Raw genomic sequence first — 26,167 nt, forward strand, 5'->3', positions numbered from 1 at the left:
ACGAAAAAGGACTCGGTCACATCGGCGTGTGTGGCATTAATCGGTGATCCGGCACTTTTGCGTACCAAGAGCGCTACTGACCGTGATCAGGATGCCGTTGGTGGCGGGGTGTCCGCGCCGGGCAGGGCGAGCATCTGGTCCAGTGCCACCCGGGCGTGGTAAGCGGTGTCGGGATCCACCGTGATCTGGTTGGCGACCCGGCCCGCGACCAGCTCCTCCAGGGCCCAGACCAGGTGCGGCAGGTCGATCCGGTTCATCGTCGAGCAGTAGCAGACGGCCTTGTCCAGGAACATGATCTGCTTGTCCGGGTGCGCCAGCGCGAGCCGGCGGACCAGGTTCAGCTCGGTGCCGAGCGCCCACGCCGAACCGGCCGGAGCCGCCTCGATGGTCTTGATGATGTATTCGGTCGAGCCCACGTGGTCGGAGGCGGTAACCACCTCGTGCCGGCACTCCGGGTGGACCAGGACGTTGACCCCGGGCACCCGCTCGCGGACGTCGTTGACGCTGTCGAGGGTGAACCGGCCGTGCACCGAGCAGTGCCCCCGCCAGAGGATCATCTTGGCGTCGCGCAGCTGCTCCGGCGTGAGCCCGCCACCGGGCTTGTGCGGGTCGTAGAGCACACAGTCGTCGAGCGACAGGCCCATCTCCAGCACCGCCGTGTTGCGGCCCAGGTGCTGATCGGGCAGGAAGAGCACCTTCGACCCCTGCTCGAACGCCCAGTCCAGGGCCCGCTTGGCGTTGGACGAGGTGCAGACCACGCCGCCGTTGCGGCCGACGAAGCCCTTGATGTCGGCCGACGAGTTCATGTACGTCACCGGCACTGTCTCGCCGGCGATCCCCACGTCGGAGAGCGTGTCCCAGGCGGCCTCGACCTGATTCAGCACAGCCATGTCCGCCATCGAGCAGCCGGCCGCCAGGTCGGGCAGGATCACCCGCTGGGCGTCGGTGGTGAGGATGTCGGCGCTCTCGGCCATGAAGTGCACGCCGCAGAACACGATGTACTCCGCGTCCGGACGGGCCGCGGCCTCCCGGGCCAGCTTGAACGAGTCACCTGTCACGTCGGCGAACTGGATCACCTCGTCGCGCTGGTAGTGGTGCCCCAGCACGAAGACCTTGCTGCCCAGCTTCGCCTTCGCGGCCGTGGCGCGGGCCACCAGATCCGGGTCACTGGGCGCCGGAAGGTCGCCCGGACACTCGACGCCGCGCTCGGTGTCCGGGTCGCTGCCCCGGCCGAGCAGCAGCAGAGCCGTCGCGGTGTTGGAGGGTTCCAGCCAGGTCGAAGTCACGTAGCCCATGGTCCCACAGCACGAGCGCGCCGCAGCTCCGCTCGGTGTGGGCTGCCACACTGCTCGGCATGCGCGTGCTGCTCTGCCCGGACAAGTTCGCCGGCACCCTGTCCGCACCGGAGGTGGCCGCCGCGGTGGCCGACGGCTGGCGCACCGTCACCGACCGCGACGAGCTGCTGATCCGGCCGCTCGCCGACGGTGGTCCCGGCTTCGTGGAGGTGCTCGCCGGAGCCCTCGGTGGTCGGCGGGTGCCGGTGGCGACCGTCGACCCGCTGGGCCGGCCGGCCGCCGGTGAGATCCTCCTCACCACCGACGGCGCGACCGCCTATCTGGAGAGCGCCCAGGCCTGCGGGCTGCACCTGCTCAGCGCCGCCGAACGGGACCCGAAGACCACCACCTCGTACGGGCTGGGCCTGCTGGTGGCCGCCGCGGTGGAGAGCGGCGCACGCACCGTGGTGATCGGGCTGGGCGGCTCCGCCACCAACGACGCGGGAGCCGGAATGCTCACCGCGCTGGGCCTGACCCCGCTGGACCCGGGCGGCGCGGCGCTGCCGTACGGCGGGGCGGCGTTGGCCCTGGTCGACGCCCTCGACGGCGTACCCCGGCTGCGGGGCGTTCGGCTGGTCGCGGCCACCGACGTGGACAACCCCCTGCTCGGCCTGCACGGCGCGAGCAACGTGTTCGGCCCGCAGAAGGGCGCCGACCGCGCGGACGTGCTGCTGCTCGACGCCGCGCTGGAGCGCTTCGCGGAGGTGCTGGAGCGGGATCTGCCCGGCTGCCCGGCGGGGCTCTGCACGGTACCCGGGGGCGGGGCCGCCGGTGGCATCGGCGCGGCCATCCTCGCCCTCGGCGGCGGCTGCGAGTCGGGAATCGGCGTGGTCACCCGGGCCACCCGACTGGACGCCGCGTTGGACAGCGTCGACCTGGTGATCACCGGTGAGGGGTCGTTCGACCACCAGTCGCTGCGCGGCAAGGTCGTCGCCGGGGTGGCCGGCGCCGCCCGCGACCGGGGAGTCCCCTGCGTCGTGGTGGCCGGGCAGGTCAGCACCGGCCGGCGGGAGGCCGCCTCGGCCGGGGTGACCGACGCGTACAGCCTGGTGGAGCAGTTCGGCGGCGAGGAGCGCGGAGGGCTCGACGCCGCCCTGAGCCGGCCTGCGGCGGGGCTGCACGAGCTGGGCGCCCGGCTGGCCCGGCAGTGGAGCCGCTGAGGCCGCCGGCCGCCCACCACCGGGGCCGACCTGCGGCGGCGATCACGCCACGCGGGTGGGTCCGGCCGAGGCGGCGTAGGATCGGAAGCGGACCACAACCGGGAATGACTGGACGGCGCACGGCGTTGGCCAGTGCGTCCGGACCCACACCGCGCAGGGAGACTTCCACGTGACCACGCCAGCGCAGACCGAGTCGACCGAGGCCAAGGCCCCTACTTCCGTCGTCCTCACCGACGTCGCAGCGCAGAAGGTCAAGGCCCTGATCGAGCAGGAGGGCCGCGACGACCTGCGGCTCCGCGTCGCCGTGCAGCCGGGCGGCTGCTCCGGCCTGCGGTACCAGCTCTTCTTCGACGAGCGTTCGCTCGACGGTGATGTCGTCACCGACTTCGACGGTGTCGGGGTCGTCGTCGACCGGATGAGCGCCCCGTACCTGTCCGGCGCGACGATCGACTTCGCCGACCGGATCGACGCCCAGGGCTTCACCATCGACAACCCCAACGCGGGCAACTCGTGCGCCTGCGGTGACTCGTTCAACTGAGTCACACCACACAGCAGCACTGGCGGGGCCGTCCTTCGGGACGGCCCCGCCGCCGTGGTGGCTGGGAGCGGTCCCGGAGCCGGTGACGGTCGGTCACGGATGTCCGACCGACGGGACGCGGACGCTCTCAGATGGCGGGGCCGGTAGGCTGACCGCGCCCTGCTCCCGACCCCGAGGGTTGACATGAAGATCGCCGTGACCGGCTCGATCGCCACCGATCACCTGATGAGCTTCCCCGGTCGCTTCGCCGACCAGCTGATCGCCGATCAGCTGCACAAGGTGTCGCTCTCCTTCCTGGTTGACGATCTGGTGCTCCGTCGCGGTGGTGTGGCCGCGAACATTTCCTTCGGCATGGGCCAGCTGGGCCTGCGCCCGGTGCTGCTCGGCGCGGTGGGTGCGGACTTCGCCGATTACCGCTCCTGGCTGGAGCGCCACGGCGTCGACTGCGACTCCGTGCACGTCAGCGAGGTCGCGCACACCTCCCGCTTCGTCTGCACCACCGACACCGACATGTGCCAGATCGCGTCGTTCTACGCCGGTGCGATGAGCGAGGCCCGCAACATCGAGCTCGCTCCGGTCGCCGACCGGGTCGGCGGACTGGACCTGGTGCTGGTCGGTGCCAACGACCCCGAGGCGATGCTGCGGCACTCGGCCGAGTGCCGCACCCGCGGGTACGCGTTCGCCGCCGACCCGTCGCAGCAGCTCGCCCGAATGCCCGGCGAGGACGTGGTGGCGCTCATCGAAGGCGCCGACTACCTGATGACCAACGACTACGAGAAGTCGCTGTTGCAGAGCAAGGCGAAGCTGAGCGACGACCAACTGCTGGACCTGGTCAAGGTCCGGGTCACCACGCTGGGCAAGCACGGTGTGGAGATCGCCGGGCGGGGCATCGACCCGATCCACGTCCCGATCGCGCGGGAGATCCGCGCGGTCGACCCGACCGGGGTGGGCGACGGCTTCCGGGCCGGGTTCTTCACCGCGCTGTCCTGGGGGGTCGGGCTGGAGCGGGCCGCCCAGGTCGGCTCGCTGCTGGCCACGCTCGTCCTGGAGACCGTCGGGACCCAGGAGTACGACGTCCGCCGCGACCTGTTCGTCAAGCGCCTGGCCGAGTCCTACGGCGACGAGGCAGCGGACGAGATCCGCCCCCACCTGCTCCCGGCCTGACCCACCCTCACCCTCGCCGGCGTCTCCTGATCGCTTGACGCTCAGCAATGTGACCTGTGAGCCGACGCGGTGTGGCCAGGTCGGTCACCGTCGGTCACCTTCGTTGGGGTCGGATGCGGCATTGAGCGGTATACCTCAGAGGTATAAATATACCCCTGAGGTATACCGCTTCTTGGCAGATCGACATGGCGGCCAGTCGAGCGCTCGGCGTTCGTCAGCCTTTTAGGAATTACTCGTCTAGTGGAGGCGGCGGACGTCGTAGGCCGGGCCTTCGGGGCCGTTGACGGCCCCCAGATACTCGTGGCCGCGCATCCGGCACCAGGCGGGAATGTCGACCGCCGCCGCCGGGTCGTCCGCGAGCACCCGGACCACCGTGCGCACCGGCACCTGCGGCAACCGTCGGGCCGCCGCGATCACGGGCAGCGGGCACCGCTGCCCCCGACAGTCGATCACCTCGTCCGGCATCGTCACAGCCCCACCACCCCCGCCTCGGCGCGCAACTCGGCGACGATCCCGGGCAACTCGCCGAGGAACCGTTCGACGTCCGCGTCGGTCGTCTCCCGATGCAGGCTGACGCGTACGTTGCCGTGCGAGAGCACCCCCATCGCCTCCAGCACGTGCGACGGCCGCAGCGTGGACGACGTGCACGACGAACCGGACGACACGGCGAAGCCCCGCCGGTCCAGCGCGTGCAGCAGCGCCTCACCGTCGACGTAGAGGCACGAGAAGGTGACCAGGTGGGGGAGTCGGAGCACCGGGTCGCCGACCACCTCCACGTCGGGCACCTCCACCGCCACCCGCGCCCGGATCCGGTCCACGAGCGCGGCCAGCCGGGTCGCCTCGGCCGCCGCGTCCGCCGCCGCCGCGCGCAGGCTCGCCGCCGCCGCCACCACCGCCGGCAGGTTCACCACCCCGGGGGTACGACCACCCTCCCGCTCGTCGGCCGGCCAGGGTGACTCCCAGCGGGTGCCCTTGCGCACCGCCAAGACCCCCACCCCGGGAGGGCCGCCCCACTTGTGCGCGCTCGCGGTCAGCACCGCCCAGCCGGCCGGCAGGGGCACCCGGCCGACCGACTGCGCGGCGTCCACGAAGAGCGGCACCCCCACCTCGGCGCAGGCGGCAGCCGCCTCGGCGACCGGTTGCACGGTCCCCACCTCGTGACTGGCAGTGATCAGCGCGGCCAGCGCGACTCCGGGTGCGCGAACGGCAGCCGACCACGCTTCCAGGTCCAACCGGCCCAACCGGTCGACCGGCACGCCGGTCGCGGTCCCGCCCGCCGCCACGTGTCGCTCCGCCGCGTGCAACACCGCCGAATGCTCGATCGCGGAGTGCACAAGCGTCAACCCGACCCGGTGCCGGGCCGCCAGGCCGCCGAGCACCGCGCCGTGGGCCGCGGTCGTACCGCTGGGGGTGAAGGACACCTCGTCCGGGCGGACGCCGAGCGTCAGCGCGGTGGCCTCGCGGGCGGCGTCGAGCAGCTGTCGTGCCCGGCGGGCCTGGGCGTAGAGCTTGCCCGGGTCGGCCCAGCCGTCGTCGAAGGCCGCCAGCAGCGCCTGCCGCGCGACCGGATGCATCGGCGCGGCGGTCGCCGCGTCCAGGTAGACCGGGGATGCGCTCACAGATCCGCCTTTTGTTCGCGATTGCGGGGCTCGCAACCCCGGCTCACTCCTCGCGCTCACAGATCGACACGCTATCGCGGCGGTATGCCCATCATCCCCCCAATGGGGGGTGGACAGTGACCCCACCACGGCCGAGCCCGTCATGGTCGAGTAATCTGCGACCGTCGGTGACGCCTTTGCCGCCGGTGCTGAGGAAAGACGCACCGCGGCGCGCTAGGGAGGCAGGACCAGGTGGTCGCAAGGAGTTCGGAGGTACGGCCGTCGGCCGTACGGCACAGCGCTTCGCCAGGGGTCGGTGGACGCCGGGGGCGTGGTGCTGGTCGGTTGGCCGGGCTCGGTCTCAGTGGCGTGGCGCTGCTGATCCTGCTCACGGGCTGTGATGTGGGCCAGGCGTTTGACGGCTTCGGTTGGCCGCAGGGCGGCATCTCGCCGGAGTCCAAGCGGATGTACGACCTGTGGATCGCCTCCTGCATCGCCGCGCTCGCGGTCGGCGTCTTCGTGTGGGGCCTGATCTTCTGGTGCGTCGTGCGCTACCGCAAGCGTGGCAACGCGCTGCCGGTGCAGACCCGCTACAACCTGCCGATGGAGTTCCTCTACACCATCGCGCCGATCCTGATCGTCTCCGTGCTCTTCTACTACACGGCGATCGTGCAGACCGACGTCGACAAATTGTCGAAGAACCCGGACGTCACGGTCGAGGTCGTCGCCTTCAAGTGGAACTGGCAGTTCAACTACCGTGACGGCCAGGGCACGGAAGCCCGCACCACCGCGTCGACGCTCGGCACCAGCGAGGTCATCCCGGTGCTGGTGCTTCCGACCGGCCGGTCCATCCGCTTCGAGGAGACCAGCCGCGACGTCATCCACTCGTTCTGGGTGCCGGAGTTGCTGTTCAAGCGGGACGTCATGCCGGGCAAGATCCGCAACGTGTTCGAGGTCTCCAGTCTGGACGCCGAGGGCGCCTACGTCGGACGCTGCGCCGAACTGTGCGGCAGCTACCACGCGTTCATGAACTTCGAGCTGCGGGTGGTCTCGCCGGAGAAGTACGACCAGTTCCTGGCTGCCAAGCAGAGCGGCAAGTCGACCCAGGACGCGCTGACCGAGATCGGTGAGCAGCCGTACGCGGAGACCACGCAGCCGTTCGACACCCGGCGGACGCAGGACAACTTCAACCCGGACAAAGTTCCGGCCCGCACGGGAAGCTGAGGCAGCCGCATGAAGACCGAGTGGCGTATCTTCCTGGTCATCGCCGGGTTCCTCTTCGGTGCCACCATCCTCTACGGCGCCTGGACCAACGGCGCGTCCGGCGGCATCGAGTGGGTGGGCACCGTGGCCCTGCTGCTGTCGTTCCTGCTCTGCTCGATGTGCGGTGGCTTCTTCTGGTTCGTCTCCCGCCGCATCGACCTGCGGCCCGAGGACCGTCCGGACGCCGAGATCGCCGACGGCGCCGGTGAGGTCGGCTTCTTCAGCCCGGGCAGCTACTGGCCGTTCGGTCTGGCTCTGGCCGCCGCGATCGCCGCGCTCGGCATGGTGTTCTGGCAGTTCTGGCTGATCGGTGCCGGTCTGTTGGCGGTCATCTTCTCCGCCTGCGGGTTGCTGTTCGAGTACTACAGCGGCACCCGGCGCACCGCCGAGCACTGATCCACCCGGTCGCCGCCGCGACCGACCCGTACGCCACGAAGGCCCGCCTCCCACGGGGAGCGGGCCTTCGTCGTGGCGCGCCTTCGTCGTGGCGCGCTTTCGTCGTGGCGCGCTTTCGTCGTGGCGCGCTTTCGTCGTGGCGCGCTTTCGTCGTGGCGCGCTTTCGTCGTGGCGCGCGCCGGGCGGTGCCCAGGTGCGTGCGGTCTGGGTGCTGCGGCGCGGGTGCGGGGCGGTGCCGGTGGTGTGGTGCGGGTGCTGGGCGGTGAGTGTCAGGCGGCGTGGCGGTGGGTGGGCTGGTGGCGTCGGCGCTCAGCCAGCCGGGTGACCGGAAAGGCGAACGTGGGGATCACCACGGCGACGCCGCAGCCGGTGCAGATCAGCTCGGGAGAGTCGGTGCCGTGGCCGTCGACGCAGCGCGGCATCTCGAACGGCGTCACGTCCTGGCAGACATCGCAGTAGAGCTCGCGGTGCGACACGGGTGTCTCCTTCTCACTCCAGGTGAACCGCCCCCGGATGCGACAACGACGCACAACGGAAGCGGAGAAGTACTCGCCTGCAGTTTTCCACGCGGGTCCGACAAATCTCCGCGTAGGGGCTGGGCATGATCCACTCGACATCATTGAGGTCGGGGTGTCCAGGGCTGCCGGACAGCACCGATTCAAGGATCTCGAGTTGATCAAAGGCATTTCGGCTGTCGGACACCCCGGGTTCAAGGACCCTGAGTCGATCAAGGGTTGGAGAGCGGCGTCGGCGGTGGCGGCGCTTCGGTCAGACGGGTGCCGGCCCGAGGGCGGCGGCGGTCTTGATCCAGCGGTCCAGGGTCGCGGCGGCCGCGCCGGAGTCGATCGACTCGGCCGCGCGGTTCATGCCCGCCCGGAGCGCCTCGGTCAGGTCGCCGTCGAGCGGACCCTGGGTGGCCAGCGCCGCGGCGGCGTTGACCAGCACCGCGTCCCGGACCGGGCCCGTCTCACCGGCCAGCAGGCGGCGGGCCACACCGGCGTTGTACGCGGCGTCACCGCCCCGCAGGTCCTGCAGGGTGGACCGGGGCACCCCCAGGTCCGTCGCGTCCAGCACGGCCTCGCGTACGGTGCCGTCCTGGGCCACCCAGACGCGGGTCGGTGCGGCCGTGGTGAACTCGTCCAGACCGTCCTCGCCGCGCATCACGATCACCGAGTCGCCGCGGGCGGCGAAGACGCTCGCCATCACCGGGGCCATCCGGGCGTCGAAGCAGCCGACCGCGCCGGCACGGGGGCGGGCCGGGTTGGTCAGCGGGCCGAGGAAGTTGAAGAAGGTGGGCACTCCCACCTCACGACGGACCGGGCCGGCGTGCCGCATGCCGGGGTGGTGTCGGGCCGCGAAGCAGAACCCGATGCCCGCCTCCTCGACGCAGCGGGCCACCTGTTCGGGGCCGAGGTCCAGCGGGATACCGAGGAACTCCAGCAGGTCGGCCGTGCCGCACAGGGAGGAGGCGGCGCGGTTGCCGTGCTTCACCACGCGTACGCCCGTGCCCGCGACCACGAGCGCGGTCATCGTGGAGATGTTGACCGTGTGGGCGAGGTCACCGCCCGTGCCGACGACGTCGAGCGCGGTGCGGCGCACCTCTTCGGGAAGCACCACCGGCACCGCACGACCCAACATCGCCTCGACGAGACCGGCCAGCTCAGCCGGGGTCTCGCCCTTGGCCCGCAGCGCGATGGCGAAGCCCGCGATCCGCGCCGCGCTCGCCGAACCGGTCATGATCTCGTCCATCGCCCACGCGGTGTCGGCGGTGGACAGCTCCTCGCCGTGCAGCAGCGAGTTGAGCAGGTGCGGCCAGGTCCGATCGCCCATGGCGGGCCTCCCGAGCGTGCGAAGTGCGGGTGGGCTGGAACGGGCGCCGGCGGATCCGGCGCCGCGACGGTGCCGGACAGCTGGGAGACGTCAGGCGGGTGCGTGCGTCCGCAGCAGCTCGGCCACCGTACCGCCGGTGGTCACCGGGTCGAGCGGGTGCACGAGCGTGGCGTCGACCTCGGCGTACGCGGCGAGCCATCGGTCGGCGGCGCGGGCGATCACCAGGCAGGTCGGGGGAGCGTCGTCCCGGTCGTCCTTGATCTGGCGGGCGATGCCGATGCCGCCACCGGGGCTCGCCTCACCGTCGAGCAGCAGCAGGTCGATCTCGTAGTCGTCGACCAGCCGGATGGTCTCCGCGTAGGTCGACGCGTCGACGAACTCGATCTGCAGACCGGGCGCGGGCCGGGTGCCGACGGCCATCCGCATCCGATCACGGACCTGCGGGTCGTCGCTGTAGAGCAGGACGGTGCAAAGACGATCGCTCATGCCGGCACTCCGCTTCCAACCTCGTAGCTGCCCGCCGATCGTACCGGTCGGCGTGACGTAGCCGACATCCCGCCCGGCGGCACTCGCCGGGCGTACCGTCCGGGCAGCTCAGGCGGGCGCGGCGTCGGCAGCGCGCTCGCGGGCCTCCTGGCGGTCCAGCTCGCGGTCGACCCGGCGGGCCTCGCGCTCGGACTGCTTGACCCACTGCACCACCAGCACCGCGAGCATGGTCACACTGACGAACTCACCGCCGGCCCAGAGAATGCCGCCGGCGACCACCTGGTCCGCCTTGGGATCGGACCAGCTCAGGTTGAGCGACGGGTACCAGTCGCCGCCGAAGAGCGTGGTGCTCTGCATGATGGTGAGGCCGAGCACCGTGTGGAACGGCACCGACAGCAGCATCAGGAGCGCACGCGCCGGGTACGGCCAGCGGCCGGGCAGCGGGTCGAGGCCGAGCAGCGGCCAGAAGAACACGCAGCCGGTCATGATGAAGTGCGCGTGCACCAGCTCGTGCGCCCAGGCGTGTTCGAGGGTGAAGCGGTACAGATCACTGAAGTACAACACGAACGGGTTGACCACGAAGATGGCGAACGCCACCAGCGGGAAGCTGTAGACCCGGGCGACGCGGCTGTGCACGATCGCCAGCAGGCGCTTGCGCGGCCCGACCGGCAGGGTGCGCAGGGCGAGGGTCATCGGCGCGCCCAGCGCCAGGAAGATCGGCGCCACCATGGACAGCACCATGTGCTGGATCATGTGCACGGACAGCAGAGCGGTGTCGTACGCGTGCAACCCGCTGACCGTGACCAGCGCGATGCCGCCCAGCCCGGGGCCGAGGAAGAACACGGTACGGGCGACCGGCCAGCGGTCGCCCCGCAGGCGCAGCCGGTACACCCCGTAGAGGTACAGGCCGGCAGCGAGCACCAGGCCGAGGGCCAGCCAGCTGTCCAGCCGGGTCTCGGTCAGCACCGCGCCGACGGTGAACGGCGGCGGGGCCGAGGTGGCGGCGAAGATCGGATCGACGTGCAGCACGCTTTTCAGGCTAGGCCAGGCGAACCGGACCCTGACGGTCGGGCCACGGAAGGCGCAGGTTTGCCACCCCGCTGATGGGCGGCCCCGGTCAGGGGCAATAATGACGGCGTGACTGCGGCCCCAGCCATTGACAAGAGCCGGATCCACTCTCTGACCCGACCGAACATGGTCAGCGTCGGGACGATCGTGTGGCTCTCCAGCGAACTCATGTTCTTCGCGGCGTTGTTCGCGATGTACTTCTCGATCCGCGCGGCTGCGCCGGAGCAGTGGGAGAAGCACACCGAGGCGCTGAACATCCCGTACGCGACCACCTTCACGGTGATCCTGGTGCTGTCCTCCGTGACCTGCCAGCTCGGCGTCTTCGCGGCGGAGAAGGGCGACGTGCACGCGCTGCGGCGCTGGTTCACCGTCACCTTCGTGATGGGCCTGATCTTCGTGCTCGGCCAGCTGAACGAGTACCGGCACCTGGTCGAGGACGGCATCAAGATCAACGGAGACGGGTACGGGTCGGTGTTCTACCTGACCACCGGCTTCCACGGCCTGCACGTGACCGGCGGTCTGATCGCCTTCATCATCTTCATGGTCCGTACGACCATGGGCCGGTTCACTCCGGCGCAGGCGACCTCGGCGATCGTCGTGTCGTACTACTGGCACTTCGTCGACGTCGTGTGGATCGGGCTGTACGGCATGATCTACTGGCTTCAGTGATCTTGCGCGTCACATTCCGTGCTGCTGCTCCGTCCCCTGAGACAGGTCCAACCGGTTAAGGACACCGCTCATGACTTCTGACAACGACCGCCGACGCGGTCTGCTCGCGCGGTTGCGTGAGCGGCCCGCCGCGCGCAGCAGGGGCCGCCGCCGGCTGGGCGCCGCGGTCCGGCTGATCGCCGCGCTGATGCTCGCCGGCGGCGCCTACACCGTCTTCGCTCCCGGTGCCCAGGCGCAGGACAATCCGCAGCTGACCGGCGCCGCCGCCGAGGGCAAGGCGCTGTTCGACGTGAGCTGTGTGACCTGTCACGGCCGTAACGCCCAGGGTGTGGAAGGTCGCGGTCCGAGCCTGATCGGCGTCGGCGCGGCCTCGGTCGAGTTCCAGGTCAGTTCCGGGCGGATGCCGCTGGCCCGCCAGGAGGCCCAGGCGCACCGCAAGCCCCCGGTCTTCACCCCGGATCAGGTCACCCAGCTCGGCCAGTACATCCAGGAGCTCGGCGGCGGTCCGGTCGTGCCGGGCACCGAGGAGAACCTCCACGAGAACGGCAACATCGCCGCCGGCGGCGAACTGTTCCGGATCAACTGCTCCCAGTGCCACGCCTTCGGCGGCGGCGGCGGTGCGCTCTCCTCGGGCAAGTACGCCCCGAGCCTGCACCCGGCGACCGACCGGCAGATCTACGCGGCGATGCTGAGCGGCCCGCAGAACATGCCGGTGTTCGGTGACAACCAGATCACTCCGGAGCAGAAGGCGAACATCATCGCCTACATCCAGGAGACGCTGAAGCACGACCAGGACCCGGGCGGCTTCAACCTCGGGCGGTACGGCCCCTCCACCGAGGGTCTGGCGATCTTCCTGATCGGCATCGTGGCGCTCGTCTTCGCCAGCCTGTGGATTGCGGGCAAGTCGTGACCGAGCGGATCATCCGATTCAGTGCTGTGGCGCCGCTCGGCGCCACCCGTAGCGAGGTGACGGCATGAGCACCCACACCGAGCACCAGGCCCCGCAGGGCCAGGAGCCGCTCGACGTGAACGACCCCAAGCTGACCCGTTTCGACATCGTTCGCGAGGGCGCGCGTCGGGACGACATCGAGATCGTCCACTATGAGCCGCAGGTGCTGCCGGGCACCAAGGCGGAACGTCGGCTGACCCGCGTGGTGGCCGGGTTCTTCCTGATCACCGGCCTGGCCGCGACCGCGTTCCTGGCCATCTACATCTGGTGGCCGTGGCAGTACGAGGCGGGCCGCGGCGGCGACAAGTGGTACACGCCGCTGCTGGGCGCCACCCTCGGCATCGCCCTGCTCGCCGTCGGCTTCGGCATCCTGACCTGGGGCAAGAAGTTGCTGCCCAAGGAGGTCTCGATCCAGGACCGGCACGAGGGGCAGGTGGACTCCGAAGGCCGCACCATCACCGGCCAGACCATGCTCTACATGGCCGACGAGTTGGGTGTGAAGCGTCGTCCACTGCTCGGCATCTCGCTGCTGGCCGGCCTCGCGCCGGTCGCCGCGGTCGCGGCGGCGCCGCTGGTCGGCGGTCTGATCTCCCAGCCGCACAAGAAGAACCAGATGTTCACCACCGGGTTCGCCTCGGCCGAAGGCGGCGAGCCGATCCGCCTGGTGCGCGAGGACGGCCGGCCGGTGCGCCCGGCAGACGTCAGCGCCGGTGGCCAGGTGACGGTCTTCCCCGGCATCGAGCACGGGGTGAGCAACATCCACGCCGACTCCCCGACGCTGCTGATCCACCTCCGGGACTCCGACGCGCAGGAGTCGCGTCGGGCCAACGAGAGGATCGGCCACGGCGACTACATGTGGGGCAACTACGCGGCCTTCTCCAAGATCTGCACGCACGCCGGCTGCCCGGCCAGCCTCTACGAGCAGCAAACCAACCGGCTGCTCTGCCCGTGCCACCAGTCCCAGTTCCTGATCACCAACAACGCCAAGCCGGTCTTCGGCCCTGCCAGCCGGCGGCTGCCGCAGCTGCCGATCGAGGTGGACTCCGAGGGCTTCTTCGTGGCGAAGTCCGACTACACTGAGACCGTCGGGCCTGATTTCTGGGAGCGGCCATGAAGCGTCGAAAGTTAGACCTGGCGGCGACGCCGGGCAAGGCTGCGGTGGGAGTGGACGACCGCTTCCAGGTGGCCACCCCGCTGCGCAAGCTGCTGAACAAGGTCTTCCCGGACCACTGGTCCTTCCTGCTCGGCGAGATCGCGCTGTTCTCGTTCATCGTGCTGCTGCTGACCGGTGTGTTCCTCACCTTCTTCTACGAGCCGGCGATGACCGAGGTGGTCTACAACGGCAGCTTCGCGCCGTTGCAGGGCACGCCGATGTCCGCCGCGTACGCCTCCAGCCTGGACCTGTCGTTCGACGTCCGCGGCGGTCTGGTGATGCGGCAGATGCACCACTGGGCGGCGCTGCTGTTCATGGCCGCGATCGTCGTGCACATGCTGCGGGTCTTCTTCACCGGCGCCTTCCGCAAGCCGCGTGAGACCAACTGGATCATCGGTTCGCTGCTGTTCTGGGTCGGCTTCCTGGCCGGCTTCACCGGCTACTCGCTTCCGGACGACGGCCTGTCCGGCACGGGTCTGCGGATCGCCTCGGCGATCATGCTGTCCATCCCGGTGATCGGCACCTGGGTCACCTCGTCGATCTTCGGTGGCGAGTTCCCGGGCACGATCATCATCAGCCGGTTCTTCATCGCCCACGTGCTGCTCATCCCGGGTCTGCTGCTGGCGCTGATCAGCGTCCACCTCGGCCTGGTCTTCAAGCAGAAGCACACCCAGTGGCCCGGCCCCGGCCGGACCAACAACAACGTGGTCGGCGAGCGGATGTTCCCGCGGTACGCGCTGAAGCAGGGCGGCTTCTTCATGGTCGTCTTCGGCGTCATCGCGCTGATGGGCGGTCTGTTCCAGATCAACCCGATCTGGTTGTTCGGCCCGTACGAGGCGTGGGTGGTCTCCTCCGCCAGCCAGCCCGACTGGTACGTCATGTTCCTCGACGGTTCGACCCGACTCATGCCGGCCTGGGAGATCAACATCCCGCTCGGCGACGGGTACGTGATCCCGCCGCTGTTCTGGCCGACTGTCGTGCTGCCCGGCATCCTGGTGGGCCTGTCGACGATGTACCCGTTCCTGGAAGCCCGACAGCTCAAGGACCGCAAGAACCACAACCTGCTCCAGCGACCCCGGGACGCTCCGGCGCGGACCGCGGTCGGCGCCATGGCCGTCTCGTTCTACGTCGTGCTGACGCTCTCCGGCGCCAACGACGTGATCGCCGACAAGTTCCAGATCAGCTTGAACGCGATGACCTGGGCCGGCCGGATCGGTCTGCTGGTGGTTCCGCCGCTGGCGTACTACGTGACGTACCGGCTCTGCCTGGGCCTGCAGCAGCACGACCGGGAGGTGCTGGCACACGGCGTGGAGACCGGCATCATCCGGCGCATGCCGGACGGTCGGTTCGTCGAGGTGCACCAGCCGCTCAGCGCGTCGAACGGGCACGCGGACGGCCACGGCGAGCTGGAGTACGTCGGCTGGGTCGTGCCGAAGAAGATGAACCGGCTCGGGGCACTCGGCCCGGCCATCCGGGGCTTCTTCTACCCGATCGAGAAGCCGGTCGAGGCGCCGGTCTCGCCGGGGCACCCGCCGGTCGAGCCCCGACCGGACCGCGAGGAGATCACCAGCGGCGACAGCCGCCGCTGACCGCCCAGACGCACCGTCACGGGGCGCCCGCCGGATTCCGGCGGGCGCCCCGTCGTATCCGTACCCCCCGCCCCATCCGACCAGGAGTCGGACGGCCCTGATCGGACCGGTCGACCCCGCGCGACGGGGGATCGCAGGAATAACCCCGGTGAGCCGGGTATCCGTGCGGTCCAACGTCTCAAGGGGGGGAAGCATGTTGGGTATCAAACGCCTCGGCCTGTTGGCCGCGCTGGTACTTGTCGGTGTCGCGCCGGCTGCGGCCGCGCAGGCCGCGGCACAGCCGTCGACGCAGGACACCCAGTACCTGCAGGCGGTACACCAGGTCAACCTGTTCGAGATCACCGCCGGTGACCTGGCCCAGCAGAAGGGCCAGGACCAGGGGGTCAAGGACCTGGGCGCGATGCTGAAGACCGACCACACCCAGCTGGACCAGACGGTGCAGCAGACCGCGTCCCAGCTCGGGGTGGAACTGCCGAACGAGCCCAGTGCCGATCAGCAGGCGGTCATCGACAAGCTGAACAACGCCAGCGGGGCGGAGTTCGACCGGCTCTGGGTGACAAGTGAGCTGGCCGGCCACGTCCAGGCCATCCAGGCCACCCAGACGGAGATCTCGCAGGGCTCCGAGCAGTCGGTGGTCCAGTTGGCCCAGACGGCCCTGCCGACGCTGCAGGCGCACTATGACGAGCTGGTGCAGCTCGCCAACAAGCTGGGCATCCCGGTTCCGCAGACCAGCGCCAGCGGTACACCCAGCCCGGGTGGCACTGGCACCGAGTCCCCGGCTCCGGGTGGCACCGGCACCGAGTCGCCGGCTCCGGGTGGTGGCACCGAGGCCCCGGCTCCGGGCACCACCGAAACGCCCGCTCCCAGCGTGAGCTGACGTAGCGACAGCAGACGGCCGGTCCACCCCTGCGGGTGGACCGGCCGCCGTGCGTGCGCTGGTCAGTCGGCGCTGGAGAGGCCGATCGCGAACGCCTCCTCCAGGTCGTGCTGGGAGTACGCCCGGAACGCGATGTGCGACTCGGTGTTGAGCACGCCCGGCACCTTGGAGATGCTGCCCGCGATGACCTGGGCGATCTGGTCGAACTCGCGGACCCGGACGATGGCGATGAGGTCGACGTGCCCGGCCACCGAGTAGACCTCGCTGACACCGGAGAGGCTGGCCAGGGTCTCCGCCACCTCGGGGATCGCGTCGGTGGCACAGTCGATCAGCACGATGGCGGTGATCACGGGACATTTCTCCGTTCGTCGGCGTCGTCGCCCATGCTAGATGCTCCCCGGCGGCTCGGAGACCGGTGTGCCCGCCGGCCGCGCCGACTCGGCTCAGGCGTGAGTGGTGGCGGCCACGGTCAGGTCGTTCCCGGCCCGGATCACGTCCTGCAGCCGTTCGCCGTCACGCACGGTCGCGCCCGGCCACACCACGCTGCGGAGCACGTCGCCGTCCACCCGTGCGCCCGCGCCGACCACCGACTCCACGCAACCACCGGTCACCGTGGCGGACCTGTCGACGAGGGTGCCGCCACGCGCGGCGTGCAGGTTGGCGGCCAGGTAGTCGGCGGGAGTGCCCGTGTCGTAGAAGGTGCCCGGGTAGGGCACCACCTCCAGCGCGCCCGCCGCCTCCGCCGGGCGCCAGAGGGCGCGGACCAGGTCGGAGAAGACGACAGGCAGATCGCGGACGAGCCGCCAGGGCAGCAGCGAGAAGCCGGTGAAGCTGTGCCCGGCGAAGGTGCCCGGCGCCGCCGGGTCCGCGGCGGGCTGACCGAGCAGGCGTACGGTGTGCCCGTCCCACCCGTCGAGCAGGGCGGCCACGTCCGGACCCGGTGCGGCGGCCGGGTCGGCGAGGTACGCGTCGGAGTTGCCGACCAGCACCGGCCGCCCGTCGATCCAGTCCCGCAGGTTGGCCACGCCCCCCGCGGTGCCCAGTGGCTCGCCCGGCTCGACGGACAGGTGTGCGCGGTCGCCGACGTGCGCGACCACCTGGTCACCGAGATAGCAGGCGTTCACCGCGACCCGGGCGGGACCGACCAGGCCGAGCCCCGCGACCCGGGCCAACGCCCGATCCAGCAGCGGGACGTTGCCCACCGGGCAGAGCGCCTTGGGCACCCGTTCGGTGAGCGGACGCAACCGGGTGCCCGCACCGGCGGCGAGCACCACCGCGCACAGCTCCGCCGGCACGGACGCCGTCCCGGTCATGGCAGGTCGTCGGGGATCGGGGGCGGGAACTGCCCGGCCAGCGGCCCGATGTCGTAGTAGGCGAGCAGCCGGGCCGTCGGCCAGGTCAGCTTGGGCAGGTCGTCCAGCGGGTGCCACGCGGCCTCGAAGACCTCCGCGCCGTCGACCGCCAGCTCGGTGCCGGACGCCGGGACCTCCGCCTCGAAGACCACGTCCACCCAGCCCTTGGCGTGCACGATCGCGTTCGGCACCGCCGGACGTAGCCGGGACGGGGGGAGTCGGACGCCGGACTCCTCGAACAGCTCACGCGCCGCGCCCACCACCGGGGCCTCGCCGCGGTCCAGCAGGCCGGCGGGCAACGACCAGCCCTTGCCGGGCGGCTGGCGCAGCATGAGCAGCCGTCCTGCGCCCGGTGCCTCGGAATCGCGGACCAGGGTGACCGCGCCGACGATGTACTTCGGCATCGCCAGCTTGACCAGGCGCCGGCGCACCGGCAGCGGCAGCCGGTAGAAAGCCTGGTAGAAGATGGCCCGACCGGTGGCGCGGGAACGGGGGATCATGACTCCAGGCTAGTGGTCACGAATGTTCCTCGGACGCGCTGGGCCGGCCCCGGTCACTGTCGATGGTCGACCAGGTCGATGAGCTGGCGTACCACGGTGTCCGGTTCGATCACCCGGTCGAAGACCGCGACCAGCAGGGTCTCCAGGTCGGGATAGCCCAACTCCTCCGAGAGGCGCAACAGCGGCAGGTCGCTGGCGAGACCCCGGTTGTGCTGACGCAGGGTGAGCCCGATGGTCGCCCGACCGAGACGGACCTTGTCGCTGATCGTGATGCCCGGCTCGGTGTGCTCGGCGAACCACCTGTTGATCTGCATCTGGGCGTTTGGCGACTTGACGAAGCTCAACCACTCCCGCCGGGGGCCACGCGAGGCGACCCCGGCCTCGAACCCGTTGTCGCCGTCGTTCTCGGTGAAGATCTCCACCACGTCGCCCTCGTCCAGCTCCGAGCTCAGCGGGGCCAGCCGACCGTTGATCCGCGCCGCGAGACAGTGGTCGCCCCGCTCGTTGCCCAGTTCGTACGCGAGGTCGACCGGGGTGGCGCCGCCCGGCAGCACGACCTGCCGCCCCTCGGCGAAGACCTGGATCTGGCCTTCGGCGAGGTCGCAGCGCAACGACTCGAGGAACTGCGCCGGGTCGGCGGCGTCCGGCTCCCAGTCGAGCACCCGGCGCAGCCAGTCCAACTGCTCGGCGCGGGCCGCGGCGCTGCTGCTCCCCGAGCGGGGGAAGCGGAAGTCGGCGGCGATGCCGTACTCGGCGGCGCGGTGCATCTCCTGGGTGCGGATCAACACCTCCACCGTGCGGTCCTGCGGGCCGCGGACGCTGGTGTGCAGCGAACGGTAGAGGTTGTTCTTCGGTGAGGCGATGAAATCCTTGAAACGCCCGGGGATGGGTCGCCAGGTGCCGTGGATCGCGCCCAGCGCGGCGTAACAGTCGGTGGCCGGGCCGTCGACCACCACCACGATGCGGGGCAGGTCGAACGGGGCGGTGTGGCCGCCGGCGATGGTGTCCTTCCAGATCGAGTAGAGGTGCCGGGGGCGCGGGCTCACCTCGGCGTCGACCCGGCTGCGCTTCAGCGCCGCCTTGGTCCGGGTGACCACCGCGTCGAGGTACGCGTCCCAGCCCGGCCGGTCGTGCACGTGCCGGGCCAGCCGGGCGTGCTCGTCCGGCTCCAGGTGCAGCAGCACCACGTCGTCCAGCTCGCGCTTGAGGGTCTGGATGCCCAGCCGGTCACAGAGCGGGACCAGCACCTCCTGGGTCTTGCGGGCGATGCGCTCCCGCGACGACGCCGAGCGCACCCCGAGGGTGCGCATGTTGTGCAGCCGGTCGGCCAGCTTGATGATCAACACCCGGACGTCCTTGGCGGCCGCCACGATCATCTTGCGGATCGTCTCCGCCTCGGCGGCCTTGCCGTAGAACGCCTTGTCGAACTTGGTCACCCCGTCGACCAGGTGGGCCACCTCGCCGCCGAAGTCCTCGGAGAGCGCCTGGAGGGTGTAGCGGGTGTCCTCCACGGTGTCGTGCAGCAGCGCCGCGACCAGAGTGGTGGTGTCCATCCCCAGCTCCGCGCAGATCTGCGCCACCGCGAGAGGATGGGTGATGTACGGCTCACCGCTCTTGCGGAACTGCCCACGGTGCATGTTTTCCGCGATCGTGTACGCACGTCGCAGCACCGCGGGATCGGTGCCGGCGTGGATGCCCCGGTGGGTGCGCACCAGTTGGGTGACCGGGTCGGAGTCGGTGGTCGGCCAGCTGAGCAACGACCGCAGCCGGCGGGCGAGCGGCAGCTCACCCGGCTGTGTCGGCAGGGCGCCCCCCAGGGCGGCGCCGTGTCCGGCGTCGACGTCCACGAGGGACACCTCCTCACCCCGGCTCCGCGACGCCGGAACCCGGCGGCGGGAGCAGGCCCACGAATCGGGCAGGACTGCACTCCTCTAACAGCCTAAGCGAGTCGACGTAGTCCGATCGGTCAGTTGGTCATGAGCGTTCGGTCGAGACTTGGTGAGATGCGCCGCTCTCGGCCTTCGCCAGCAGGTCACGGAACCGCCCCGCGCCTCCCACCGGGGACGACCAACCGGAGGACATCTCGACCAGTCGGGTCTCCGGTCGTTCCAACCAGGACAGGATCCGCTCGGACTCCTCGGCGGTCGCCGCCGGCACCGGGCCGTGCCCGCCGGCCACCGTTTCGGCAGTGGCCCGGATGGTGGCCAGCGTGGGCCGCGGGTGCGCGCCGGGCGGGGACACCCCCGCACCGGCCAGCCGGCCGTGCCGCACCAGCGCCAACTCCCAGCCGCCCCGGGCGGCCGGCCGGGCCGCGGCCAGCTCGACGATCCCGGTCAGCGCGGCCAGCCGCTGCATCCGCACGGTGGCCCGCAGTACCGCCGCCAGTCGGGACCGCACCACGGCGGCCTCCTCGTAGCGCTGGTCGGCCGAGAGCACGTCGATCCGGGCGAGCAGGGCGTCCACCACCGGCTGCGGGTCACTTGTCGTGGCGGTGCGGAAGGGCCGGGCCGCTCTGTCGTCGTACTCCTCGGGGGTGATCTTGTGCTCGCAGGGCGCCGGGCAGCGACCCAGCTCAGCCAGCGCGCAGGCCGGCGTGACGGTGCGCAGCGAGAGCCGGTGCGTGCACTGGCGCAGCGGCACGGCGTCGTGGAAACCGGCGGCGGCCAGCTCCGCGGCCCGCCGGGAGGTGAACGGACCGAGGTACGCGGTGTCGGTGGGGGAGAGGTCGCGGACGATCGAGAGCCGAGGATAGGGACCGTCGGTCAGCTTGAGCCAGACCATCCGCTCCGGGTATTTCGACCGTCGGTTGTACGGCGGGGCGTGCGCGGCGATCAACCGCAGCTCACGGACCTCCGCCTCCAGCGAGTGCGCGCACTCCACCGCCTCGACCCGCTCGGCCGCCGCGAGCATCTCGGAGATGCGGGCGCGCTTCTCCCCGGCGGTGAAGTAGCTGCGCACCCGGGTGGCGATGTCGACGGAGGTGCCCACGTAGAGCGGACGGTCGTCGGCGGCGCGGAAGATGTAGACCCCCGGGACCTTGGGCAGCCCCTCGGCCAGGTGCCGTTTGCGGCGTTGGGTGGGGGTGACCGCGCGGGCGAACTCGATGGCGTCGCCGACCGTGTCCACCCGGTGCCCCCCGAGCCGACCGATCAGCCCGTGCAGCACGTCGACTGTCGCCTTCGCGTCGTCCAGTGCCCGGTGGGTGGGCTGGGTGGCGGTGCGGAAGTAGGCGGCCAGGGTGCCCAGCTTGCGGTTGGGCACCTCGTCGCGGGTCAGCACCCGGCGGGCCAGCGCCGCCGTGTCCAGGACCCGGGGGTTGGGCCAGCGGTAGCCGTGTTTGGCACAGGCCGCCTTGAGGAAGCCCACGTCGTAGGGGGCGTTGTGGGCCACCAGGACCGCGTCGGCGATGAACTCCAGGAAGCTGGGCAGCACCTGCTCGATCGGCGGCGCCGGCACCAGCATCGCCTGGGTGATGCCGGTCAGCACCGTGATGAACGGCGGGATCGGCTGCCCCGGGTTGACCAGGGTGGCCAACACCCCCAACTGCTCGCCACCGCGCACCCGGACCGCGCCGATCTCGGTGATGCCGCCGCCGTCCGGTGCACCGCCGGTGGTCTCCAGGTCGACAACCACGAAGGTGGTCGCGTAGAGCGGTAGCGCCGGGTCCACCCCGCCCACCGTCGGGTCGAGACCGGCCAGTGACTCCTGGACGTACTCCGCCTGTGCCATCGGCGGCACGCTAGCGCGTCGGTCCGACACTCGCGTCGCAGCCGTCCCACCAGTCACCATGGGGCTAGGATGAGAGATCGGCTCACTCACCGGGCGGTGGGCCCGGTCGCGGTGGGAGACTTGCCACATGCCCCTCACCGAGCCGTCCGACGACCACCTCCCGCAGGAGGATCTGGTCGCGCTCGACGGGGCCGTCAGCAACCCGGACGACAACGTAGTCAGCGCGACATCCGACGCATCCGACCCGGCGACGCCGGGCGGCGGCGCGACTGGTGAGCCGGAGTCGACGCTGCCCGAGCCGACGCTGCCCGAGCCGGTCCGGCAGCGGATCGTGACGCTGACCGCCACGGTCCTGCCCACCCTGCCCGCCGACGAGGTGCCGGTGCCGTTGCGTCGGGTGGCCAAGTTCGCCCCGAACCGGCGGGCCCGGCTCGGCGCGCCGGCCATCGCCGCCCAACTCACCGCCGACCCGCTGTTCCGGCAGCGGGTCACCGCCCGGGTCCTGGCCGACGCCGGCGACCTCGGGGCCGCCGTCGTCGAGGGCACCGCGCCCGCCGCCGCCGACCCGGTCGAGGTCGCCGCGCTGGCCTACCTGGCCCGGCCGCGCGGCTGGCGGGAGCTGATCGACGCCAGCGGTGCCGTCGTGCGTGCCGAGGCGGACAGCGCGGTCGTCGCCGAGCTGGTCCGCGAGGCCGAGCAGCGGGCCACCCGCGCCGAACACGACCGGGCGGTGGCCCGGGTCGAGGCGGAGAAGCTGCGCGACGAACTGGCCCGCGTCCGCGAGGAGCTGGGTCAACTCCGTGAGGAGTCCCGGCAGGTCGCCCGCACCCTCCGGGAGACCCAGGCCCGTGAACGCAAGGCCACCGAACTGCTGGCCACCGAGCGCGGCCGGGCCGCGCGCGCCAGCGCCGACGTCGACGCCGAGCTGCGCCGCGCCCGCGCCCGACTGGCGGAGGCGGAGGCTGCCGCCGGGGTGGCCCGGGCCAGCGCCAAGGAAGCCCGCTCGGTCGACGACGCCCGGCTCTGGCTGCTGCTGGAGACCATCGGTCAGGCCGCCGTCGGGCTGCGCCGCGAGCTGGCGCTCGACCCGGTCGACAAACTCCCCGCCGACTTCGTCGCCGACGCGTTCGCCGAGCAGCCGGGCACCGCTCCGGCCAGCCCCGCCGCACGTGCCCGCGACACCGACGACCCGGCTCGACTCGACCAACTGCTCGCTCTGCCCCGGGCACACCTCGTGGTGGACGGCTACAACGTCACCAAGCGCGGCTTCGGCGAGATGTCCCTGGAGCAGCAGCGCAAACGCCTGATCACCGGGCTGGGCGGGATCGCCGCGCAGACCGGCGACGAGGTCACCGTGGTCTTCGACGGCGCCGAGCGGATGCACGGGCTGCCGCCCGCACCGCGCGGCGTCCGGGTGCTGTTCTCCCGCAAGGGCGAGACCGCCGACGAGCTGATCCGGCGGCTGGTCCGCGCCGAGCCGGCGGGGCGGCCGGTGGTGGTGGTCTCGTCCGACCGTGAGGTCGCCGACGGGGTACGCCGGCATGGCGCCTACCCACTGGGTGCCGACTCGCTGCTGCGGCGGCTCGCCCGCTCCTGACCGTGGTCGACACGAGCTTCGTGATGTCGGGGTGTCCGACCGAGTCGGGATACCCCCGATATCGCTGATCTGGAGTGGATCTCGCCCCCAAACGGACGGTCGGGCGCGGTTTCTGTCGTACCCGGTGGTTAGCGTCGATGTGACCGACGGTGCTCGGTCGGCGACGACAGGGTGCGCCGACCGTGCGTCGCGAGCGATCAGGAGGCGCGATGCTCATCGACTGCGACGGGTGCGCGAAGCGGGATGCCGGCTGTTCCGGCTGCCCGCTCACCGCCCTGTTCGACGAGACGTCCCCGGCCGCCGGGCTGGTCGCCGCCGAGGTGGAGGCGATCGAGGTGCTCGCCCGCGCCGGTTTCGACGTGGAGGTGCTGGCCGCGCCCGCACGTAGCGCGGCGGCTCGCCGCGGTGCCGTCCGCCGGATCGCCTGAGCGCGACACCGCGCCCGGGAGCGGGCCTCTCGCGGACCATAGGATGAGCGGTCACGGCGGGAGGAGTGGCGCGATGAGCGGGATACGACGGGCGGTGGCGCGGTGACCCCGCGCGGGTGGGCACTGCTGACCCTGGCCGGGCTGACCATCGCGCTTGTCGTGATCGCCGCGCTGCTCATCCCCTGGCACCGACCGCCGGCCCCGCGGGCCGACCAGCTCGCCGCGCTGCGTGACCTGCCGGCCGAGCAGGTGGCCAAGGGGCGGGAGTTCCGAGCCGCGCTGCGCCCGGGCGGTTACACCGCGCTCGCCGTGGGGCTGCTCGTCGCTCTCGCGCTCGGGCTGACCCCGCTGGGCAGTCGCCTGGTCGAGCTGGTGGGCCGGCCGTTCGGGGGGCACTGGGTCGCGCAGGCGGTGCTCGGCGGGCTGGCCGTGATGCTCGTCGCCGACCTGGTGACGCTGCCGTTCGCCGCCTGGCGCCAGAGCGTACTCACCCGCTACGGGTTGAGCACCAACGGCTGGAGTGGCTGGGCTGTCGACCTGCTGAAGTCGTACGCGGTCAGCGCGGTGATCGGCGCGGTGGCGCTCGTCGGCTTCTACGCGGTGATCCGGTTCGCGCCGCGCTGGTGGTGGGCGTTCGGCGCGGCGGGTGCGGCGCTGCTGGTGGTGCTGCTGTCGTTCGTGCTGCCGGTGCTGGTGGAGCCGGTGTTCAACAAGTTCACGCCGATGGAGCAGGGTCCGCTGCGTACCGAGCTGATGAGCATGGCCGCCCGCGACGGGGTGCCGATGCGCGACGTGCTGGTCGCCGACGCGTCCCGGCGTACCAAGGCGGTCAACGCGTACGTCTCCGGTCTCGGGCCGACCCGGCGGGTGGTCGTCTACGACACGCTGCTGCGCGAGGCGACCCCGGCCGAGGTGACCGCCGTGGTCGCGCACGAGCTTGGGCACGCGAAGGACTCCGACGTGACGGTGGGCACGCTGACCGGGGCGCTGGGCGCCGCGGCGGCCGTGGTGGCGCTCTATCTGCTCGGCTCGTGGGGGCCGCTGCTGCGGCTGGCCGGCGTCGACTCGGTCGCCCAGCCACGCGCGTTTCCGTTACTGCTGGCACTCGTCACGGTGGCCGGCCTGGTCGCCGCGCCGGTGCAGGCGCTGATGTCGCGACGGGTGGAGGCTCGGGCCGACGCGCACGCGCTCGCGCTGACAGGTGACCCGCAGGCGTTCGAGTCGATGCAGCGCCGGCTCGGATCGGTCAACCTCGGCGACCCCGATCCGCCACGCTGGGAATACCTCTACTCGGCCTCGCATCCGTCCACCGTCGAGCGGATGGCCGCCGCCCGCGCGTACGCCCGGGAGGCCGGCCGATGAGCCGCACGCTGTTGATCACCAACGATTTTCCGCCCCGCCCGGGTGGCATCCAGTCCTTCGTGCACAACCTCGCGGTGCGGCAGCCGGCCGGTTCGGTGGTCGTCTACGCGTCGAACTGGCGGGGGGCCGAGAAGTTCGACGCCGACCAGCCGTTCGAGGTGATCCGGGAGCGCACCCGGGTACTGCTGCCCACCCCGTTGATCGCCCGCAGGGCGGCGCGGTTGGCGCGCGCGTACGACTGCGACACGGTGTGGTTCGGTGCGGCGGCCCCGTTGGGGTTGCTCGCCGCCGGCCTGCGTCGGCGTGCCGGCGTACGCCGGGTGGTGGCGCAGACCCACGGCCACGAGGTGGGTTGGGCGGCGCTGCCGGCCGCCCGGCCGGCGCTGCGACGCATCGGTCGAGGTGTGGATGTCACCACCTATCTCGGCGAGTACACCCGCAGCCGACTGGCCCGCGTGCTGGACGGGGTGACCGAGCTGCGCCGACTCGCCCCGGGGGTCGACGTGGACACCTACCACCCGACCGTGGACGGCGAGCAGGTCCGGGCCCGGCTCGGGTTGACCGACCGTCCGGTGGTGGTCTGTGTGTCCCGGCTGGTGCCGCGCAAGGGCCAGGACATGCTGATCCGGGCGCTCCCGGAGATCCGCCGCCGGGTGCCCGAAGCGGCTCTGCTGATCGTCGGCGGTGGTCCGTACCGGGCGACCCTGGAGAAGCTGGCCCGACAGACAGGTGTGGAGCGGGACGTGGTGTTCACCGGCTCGGTGCCGTCGGCCGAGTTGCCGGCGCACTACGCGGCCGGCGACGTCTACGCGATGCCGTGTCGCACCCGCAACCGGGGCCTCGACGTGGAGGGGCTGGGCATCGTCTACCTGGAGGCGTCCGCGACCGGCCTGCCGGTGGTGGCCGGTGACTCCGGGGGCGCACCGGACGCGGTCCGCGAGGGGGAGACCGGTTACGTCGTACGCGGGCGCGACGTGGCCCAGCTCGCCGACCGGGTGGCCCGTCTGCTCGCCGATCGGGACCTGGCCCGCCAACTGGGCGCCGCCGGCCGGGCCTGGGTGGAGCGGGAGTGGCGCTGGGAGGCGCAGGCGGAACGGATGGCGGCGCTGCTCGCCGGTTGAGCGC

General features: G+C 71.4%; 26 protein-coding genes. 14 read left to right on the forward strand and 12 right to left on the reverse strand.

Annotation, left to right across the window (positions count from 1 at the left end):
* Positions 1–86 precede the first annotated feature (86 nt).
* On the reverse strand, positions 87–1,286 hold the full coding sequence (gene nadA / locus AB0C25_RS17235) for a quinolinate synthase NadA (protein WP_357374150.1): 1,200 nt from the start codon (positions 1,284–1,286) through the stop codon (positions 87–89).
* A gap of 68 nt (positions 1,287–1,354) precedes the next feature.
* Here nadA and AB0C25_RS17240 point away from each other — a divergent pair, with 68 nt between their 5' ends.
* From AB0C25_RS17240 to AB0C25_RS17250, 3 genes are all read left to right on the forward strand, one after another.
* Positions 1,355–2,494, forward strand: coding sequence for a glycerate kinase (locus tag AB0C25_RS17240; RefSeq protein WP_357374152.1), 1,140 nt, complete (start codon positions 1,355–1,357; stop codon positions 2,492–2,494).
* A gap of 169 nt (positions 2,495–2,663) precedes the next feature.
* Complete coding sequence (gene erpA, locus AB0C25_RS17245; RefSeq protein WP_357245104.1) at positions 2,664–3,032, forward strand: iron-sulfur cluster insertion protein ErpA; 369 nt, start codon at positions 2,664–2,666, stop codon at positions 3,030–3,032.
* Between the two features lie 183 nt (positions 3,033–3,215).
* Positions 3,216–4,196 (forward strand): carbohydrate kinase family protein, encoded by a 981-nt coding sequence (locus AB0C25_RS17250; RefSeq protein ID WP_357374154.1) that lies wholly within the window; start codon positions 3,216–3,218, stop codon positions 4,194–4,196.
* Positions 4,197–4,433: 237 nt separating this feature from the next.
* Here AB0C25_RS17250 and AB0C25_RS17255 read toward each other — a convergent pair whose 3' ends face one another.
* A complete protein-coding gene (locus AB0C25_RS17255) occupies positions 4,434–4,667 on the reverse strand; it encodes a sulfurtransferase TusA family protein (RefSeq protein WP_357245108.1) in 234 nt (77 codons plus the stop codon).
* On the reverse strand, positions 4,664–5,815 hold the full coding sequence (locus AB0C25_RS17260) for an aminotransferase class V-fold PLP-dependent enzyme (RefSeq protein WP_357374156.1): 1,152 nt from the start codon (positions 5,813–5,815) through the stop codon (positions 4,664–4,666). The genes AB0C25_RS17255 and AB0C25_RS17260 overlap by 4 nt, the downstream gene beginning before the upstream one ends.
* A gap of 231 nt (positions 5,816–6,046) precedes the next feature.
* On the opposite strand from AB0C25_RS17260, the gene coxB reads away from it, so the two are divergent.
* Positions 6,047–7,018: a cytochrome c oxidase subunit II gene (coxB, locus tag AB0C25_RS17265; RefSeq protein ID WP_357374158.1), complete on the forward strand. Its 972-nt coding sequence runs from the start codon at positions 6,047–6,049 to the stop codon at positions 7,016–7,018.
* 9 nt (positions 7,019–7,027) lie between these two features.
* Positions 7,028–7,453, forward strand: a complete 426-nt coding sequence (locus AB0C25_RS17270; protein WP_357374160.1) for a cytochrome c oxidase subunit 4 — start codon at positions 7,028–7,030, stop codon at positions 7,451–7,453.
* Between the two features lie 269 nt (positions 7,454–7,722).
* Here the strand turns inward: AB0C25_RS17270 and AB0C25_RS17275 are convergent, their stop codons facing one another.
* From AB0C25_RS17275 to AB0C25_RS17290, 4 genes are all read right to left on the reverse strand, one after another.
* Complete coding sequence (locus AB0C25_RS17275; protein ID WP_357374162.1) at positions 7,723–7,929, reverse strand: hypothetical protein; 207 nt, start codon at positions 7,927–7,929, stop codon at positions 7,723–7,725.
* A gap of 292 nt (positions 7,930–8,221) precedes the next feature.
* The gene (gene trpD / locus AB0C25_RS17280) at positions 8,222–9,283 is read right to left on the reverse strand and encodes an anthranilate phosphoribosyltransferase (RefSeq protein ID WP_357374164.1); all 1,062 of its coding nucleotides are present in this window, start codon (positions 9,281–9,283) and stop codon (positions 8,222–8,224) included.
* Between the two features lie 90 nt (positions 9,284–9,373).
* Positions 9,374–9,769, reverse strand: a complete 396-nt coding sequence (locus AB0C25_RS17285) for a hypothetical protein (RefSeq protein ID WP_145779657.1) — start codon at positions 9,767–9,769, stop codon at positions 9,374–9,376.
* Positions 9,770–9,877: 108 nt separating this feature from the next.
* Positions 9,878–10,807: a cytochrome c oxidase assembly protein gene (locus AB0C25_RS17290; protein ID WP_357374462.1), complete on the reverse strand. Its 930-nt coding sequence runs from the start codon at positions 10,805–10,807 to the stop codon at positions 9,878–9,880.
* 99 nt (positions 10,808–10,906) lie between these two features.
* Between AB0C25_RS17290 and AB0C25_RS17295 the strand changes: the two genes are divergently transcribed.
* From AB0C25_RS17295 to AB0C25_RS17315, 5 genes are all read left to right on the forward strand, one after another.
* The gene (locus AB0C25_RS17295) at positions 10,907–11,506 is read left to right on the forward strand and encodes a heme-copper oxidase subunit III (RefSeq protein ID WP_357245119.1); all 600 of its coding nucleotides are present in this window, start codon (positions 10,907–10,909) and stop codon (positions 11,504–11,506) included.
* Between the two features lie 70 nt (positions 11,507–11,576).
* Positions 11,577–12,416 carry a cytochrome c gene (locus AB0C25_RS17300; RefSeq protein WP_357374166.1) on the forward strand — a complete coding sequence of 280 codons (840 nt, stop codon included), beginning with the start codon at positions 11,577–11,579 and terminating at the stop codon, positions 12,414–12,416.
* Between the two features lie 64 nt (positions 12,417–12,480).
* A complete protein-coding gene (locus tag AB0C25_RS17305) occupies positions 12,481–13,569 on the forward strand; it encodes a Rieske 2Fe-2S domain-containing protein (RefSeq protein WP_357374168.1) in 1,089 nt (362 codons plus the stop codon).
* Positions 13,566–15,197 carry a cytochrome b N-terminal domain-containing protein gene (locus AB0C25_RS17310; RefSeq protein WP_357374170.1) on the forward strand — a complete coding sequence of 544 codons (1,632 nt, stop codon included), beginning with the start codon at positions 13,566–13,568 and terminating at the stop codon, positions 15,195–15,197. Before AB0C25_RS17305 ends, AB0C25_RS17310 begins: the two co-directional genes overlap by 4 nt.
* 193 nt (positions 15,198–15,390) lie before the next feature.
* Entirely contained in the window at positions 15,391–16,074 is a 684-nt protein-coding gene (locus AB0C25_RS17315) for a DUF4142 domain-containing protein (protein ID WP_357374172.1), read from the forward strand.
* A 62-nt stretch (positions 16,075–16,136) separates the two neighbouring features.
* Here the strand turns inward: AB0C25_RS17315 and AB0C25_RS17320 are convergent, their stop codons facing one another.
* From AB0C25_RS17320 to AB0C25_RS17340, 5 genes are all read right to left on the reverse strand, one after another.
* Complete coding sequence (locus AB0C25_RS17320; RefSeq protein ID WP_355033408.1) at positions 16,137–16,424, reverse strand: Lrp/AsnC ligand binding domain-containing protein; 288 nt, start codon at positions 16,422–16,424, stop codon at positions 16,137–16,139.
* 93 nt (positions 16,425–16,517) lie between these two features.
* Positions 16,518–17,387 (reverse strand): sugar phosphate nucleotidyltransferase, encoded by an 870-nt coding sequence (locus AB0C25_RS17325; RefSeq protein WP_357374175.1) that lies wholly within the window; start codon positions 17,385–17,387, stop codon positions 16,518–16,520.
* Positions 17,384–17,926, reverse strand: a complete 543-nt coding sequence (locus AB0C25_RS17330; RefSeq protein WP_357245131.1) for an NUDIX domain-containing protein — start codon at positions 17,924–17,926, stop codon at positions 17,384–17,386. The genes AB0C25_RS17325 and AB0C25_RS17330 overlap by 4 nt, the downstream gene beginning before the upstream one ends.
* A 53-nt stretch (positions 17,927–17,979) precedes the next feature.
* Positions 17,980–19,773 (reverse strand): HD domain-containing protein, encoded by a 1,794-nt coding sequence (locus AB0C25_RS17335; RefSeq protein ID WP_357374465.1) that lies wholly within the window; start codon positions 19,771–19,773, stop codon positions 17,980–17,982.
* A 127-nt stretch (positions 19,774–19,900) separates the two neighbouring features.
* Positions 19,901–21,655, reverse strand: coding sequence for a DEDD exonuclease domain-containing protein (locus AB0C25_RS17340; protein ID WP_357374177.1), 1,755 nt, complete (start codon positions 21,653–21,655; stop codon positions 19,901–19,903).
* A gap of 127 nt (positions 21,656–21,782) precedes the next feature.
* On the opposite strand from AB0C25_RS17340, the gene AB0C25_RS17345 reads away from it, so the two are divergent.
* The 4 genes from AB0C25_RS17345 to AB0C25_RS17360 all read left to right on the forward strand — a co-directional run bounded on the left by AB0C25_RS17345 (position 21,783) and on the right by AB0C25_RS17360 (position 26,163).
* Positions 21,783–23,252: an NYN domain-containing protein gene (locus tag AB0C25_RS17345; RefSeq protein ID WP_357374179.1), complete on the forward strand. Its 1,470-nt coding sequence runs from the start codon at positions 21,783–21,785 to the stop codon at positions 23,250–23,252.
* 209 nt (positions 23,253–23,461) lie between these two features.
* Positions 23,462–23,680: a hypothetical protein gene (locus AB0C25_RS17350; protein ID WP_357374181.1), complete on the forward strand. Its 219-nt coding sequence runs from the start codon at positions 23,462–23,464 to the stop codon at positions 23,678–23,680.
* 102 nt (positions 23,681–23,782) lie between these two features.
* The gene (locus tag AB0C25_RS17355; RefSeq protein ID WP_357374183.1) at positions 23,783–25,042 is read left to right on the forward strand and encodes a M48 family metallopeptidase; all 1,260 of its coding nucleotides are present in this window, start codon (positions 23,783–23,785) and stop codon (positions 25,040–25,042) included.
* Positions 25,039–26,163 carry a glycosyltransferase family 4 protein gene (locus tag AB0C25_RS17360; protein ID WP_357374185.1) on the forward strand — a complete coding sequence of 375 codons (1,125 nt, stop codon included), beginning with the start codon at positions 25,039–25,041 and terminating at the stop codon, positions 26,161–26,163. Before AB0C25_RS17355 ends, AB0C25_RS17360 begins: the two co-directional genes overlap by 4 nt.
* Positions 26,164–26,167: the final 4 nt, after the last annotated feature.

It is taken from the genome of Micromonospora sp. NPDC048839 (assembly GCF_040649915.1).
GTDB lineage: Bacteria > Actinomycetota > Actinomycetes > Mycobacteriales > Micromonosporaceae > Micromonospora.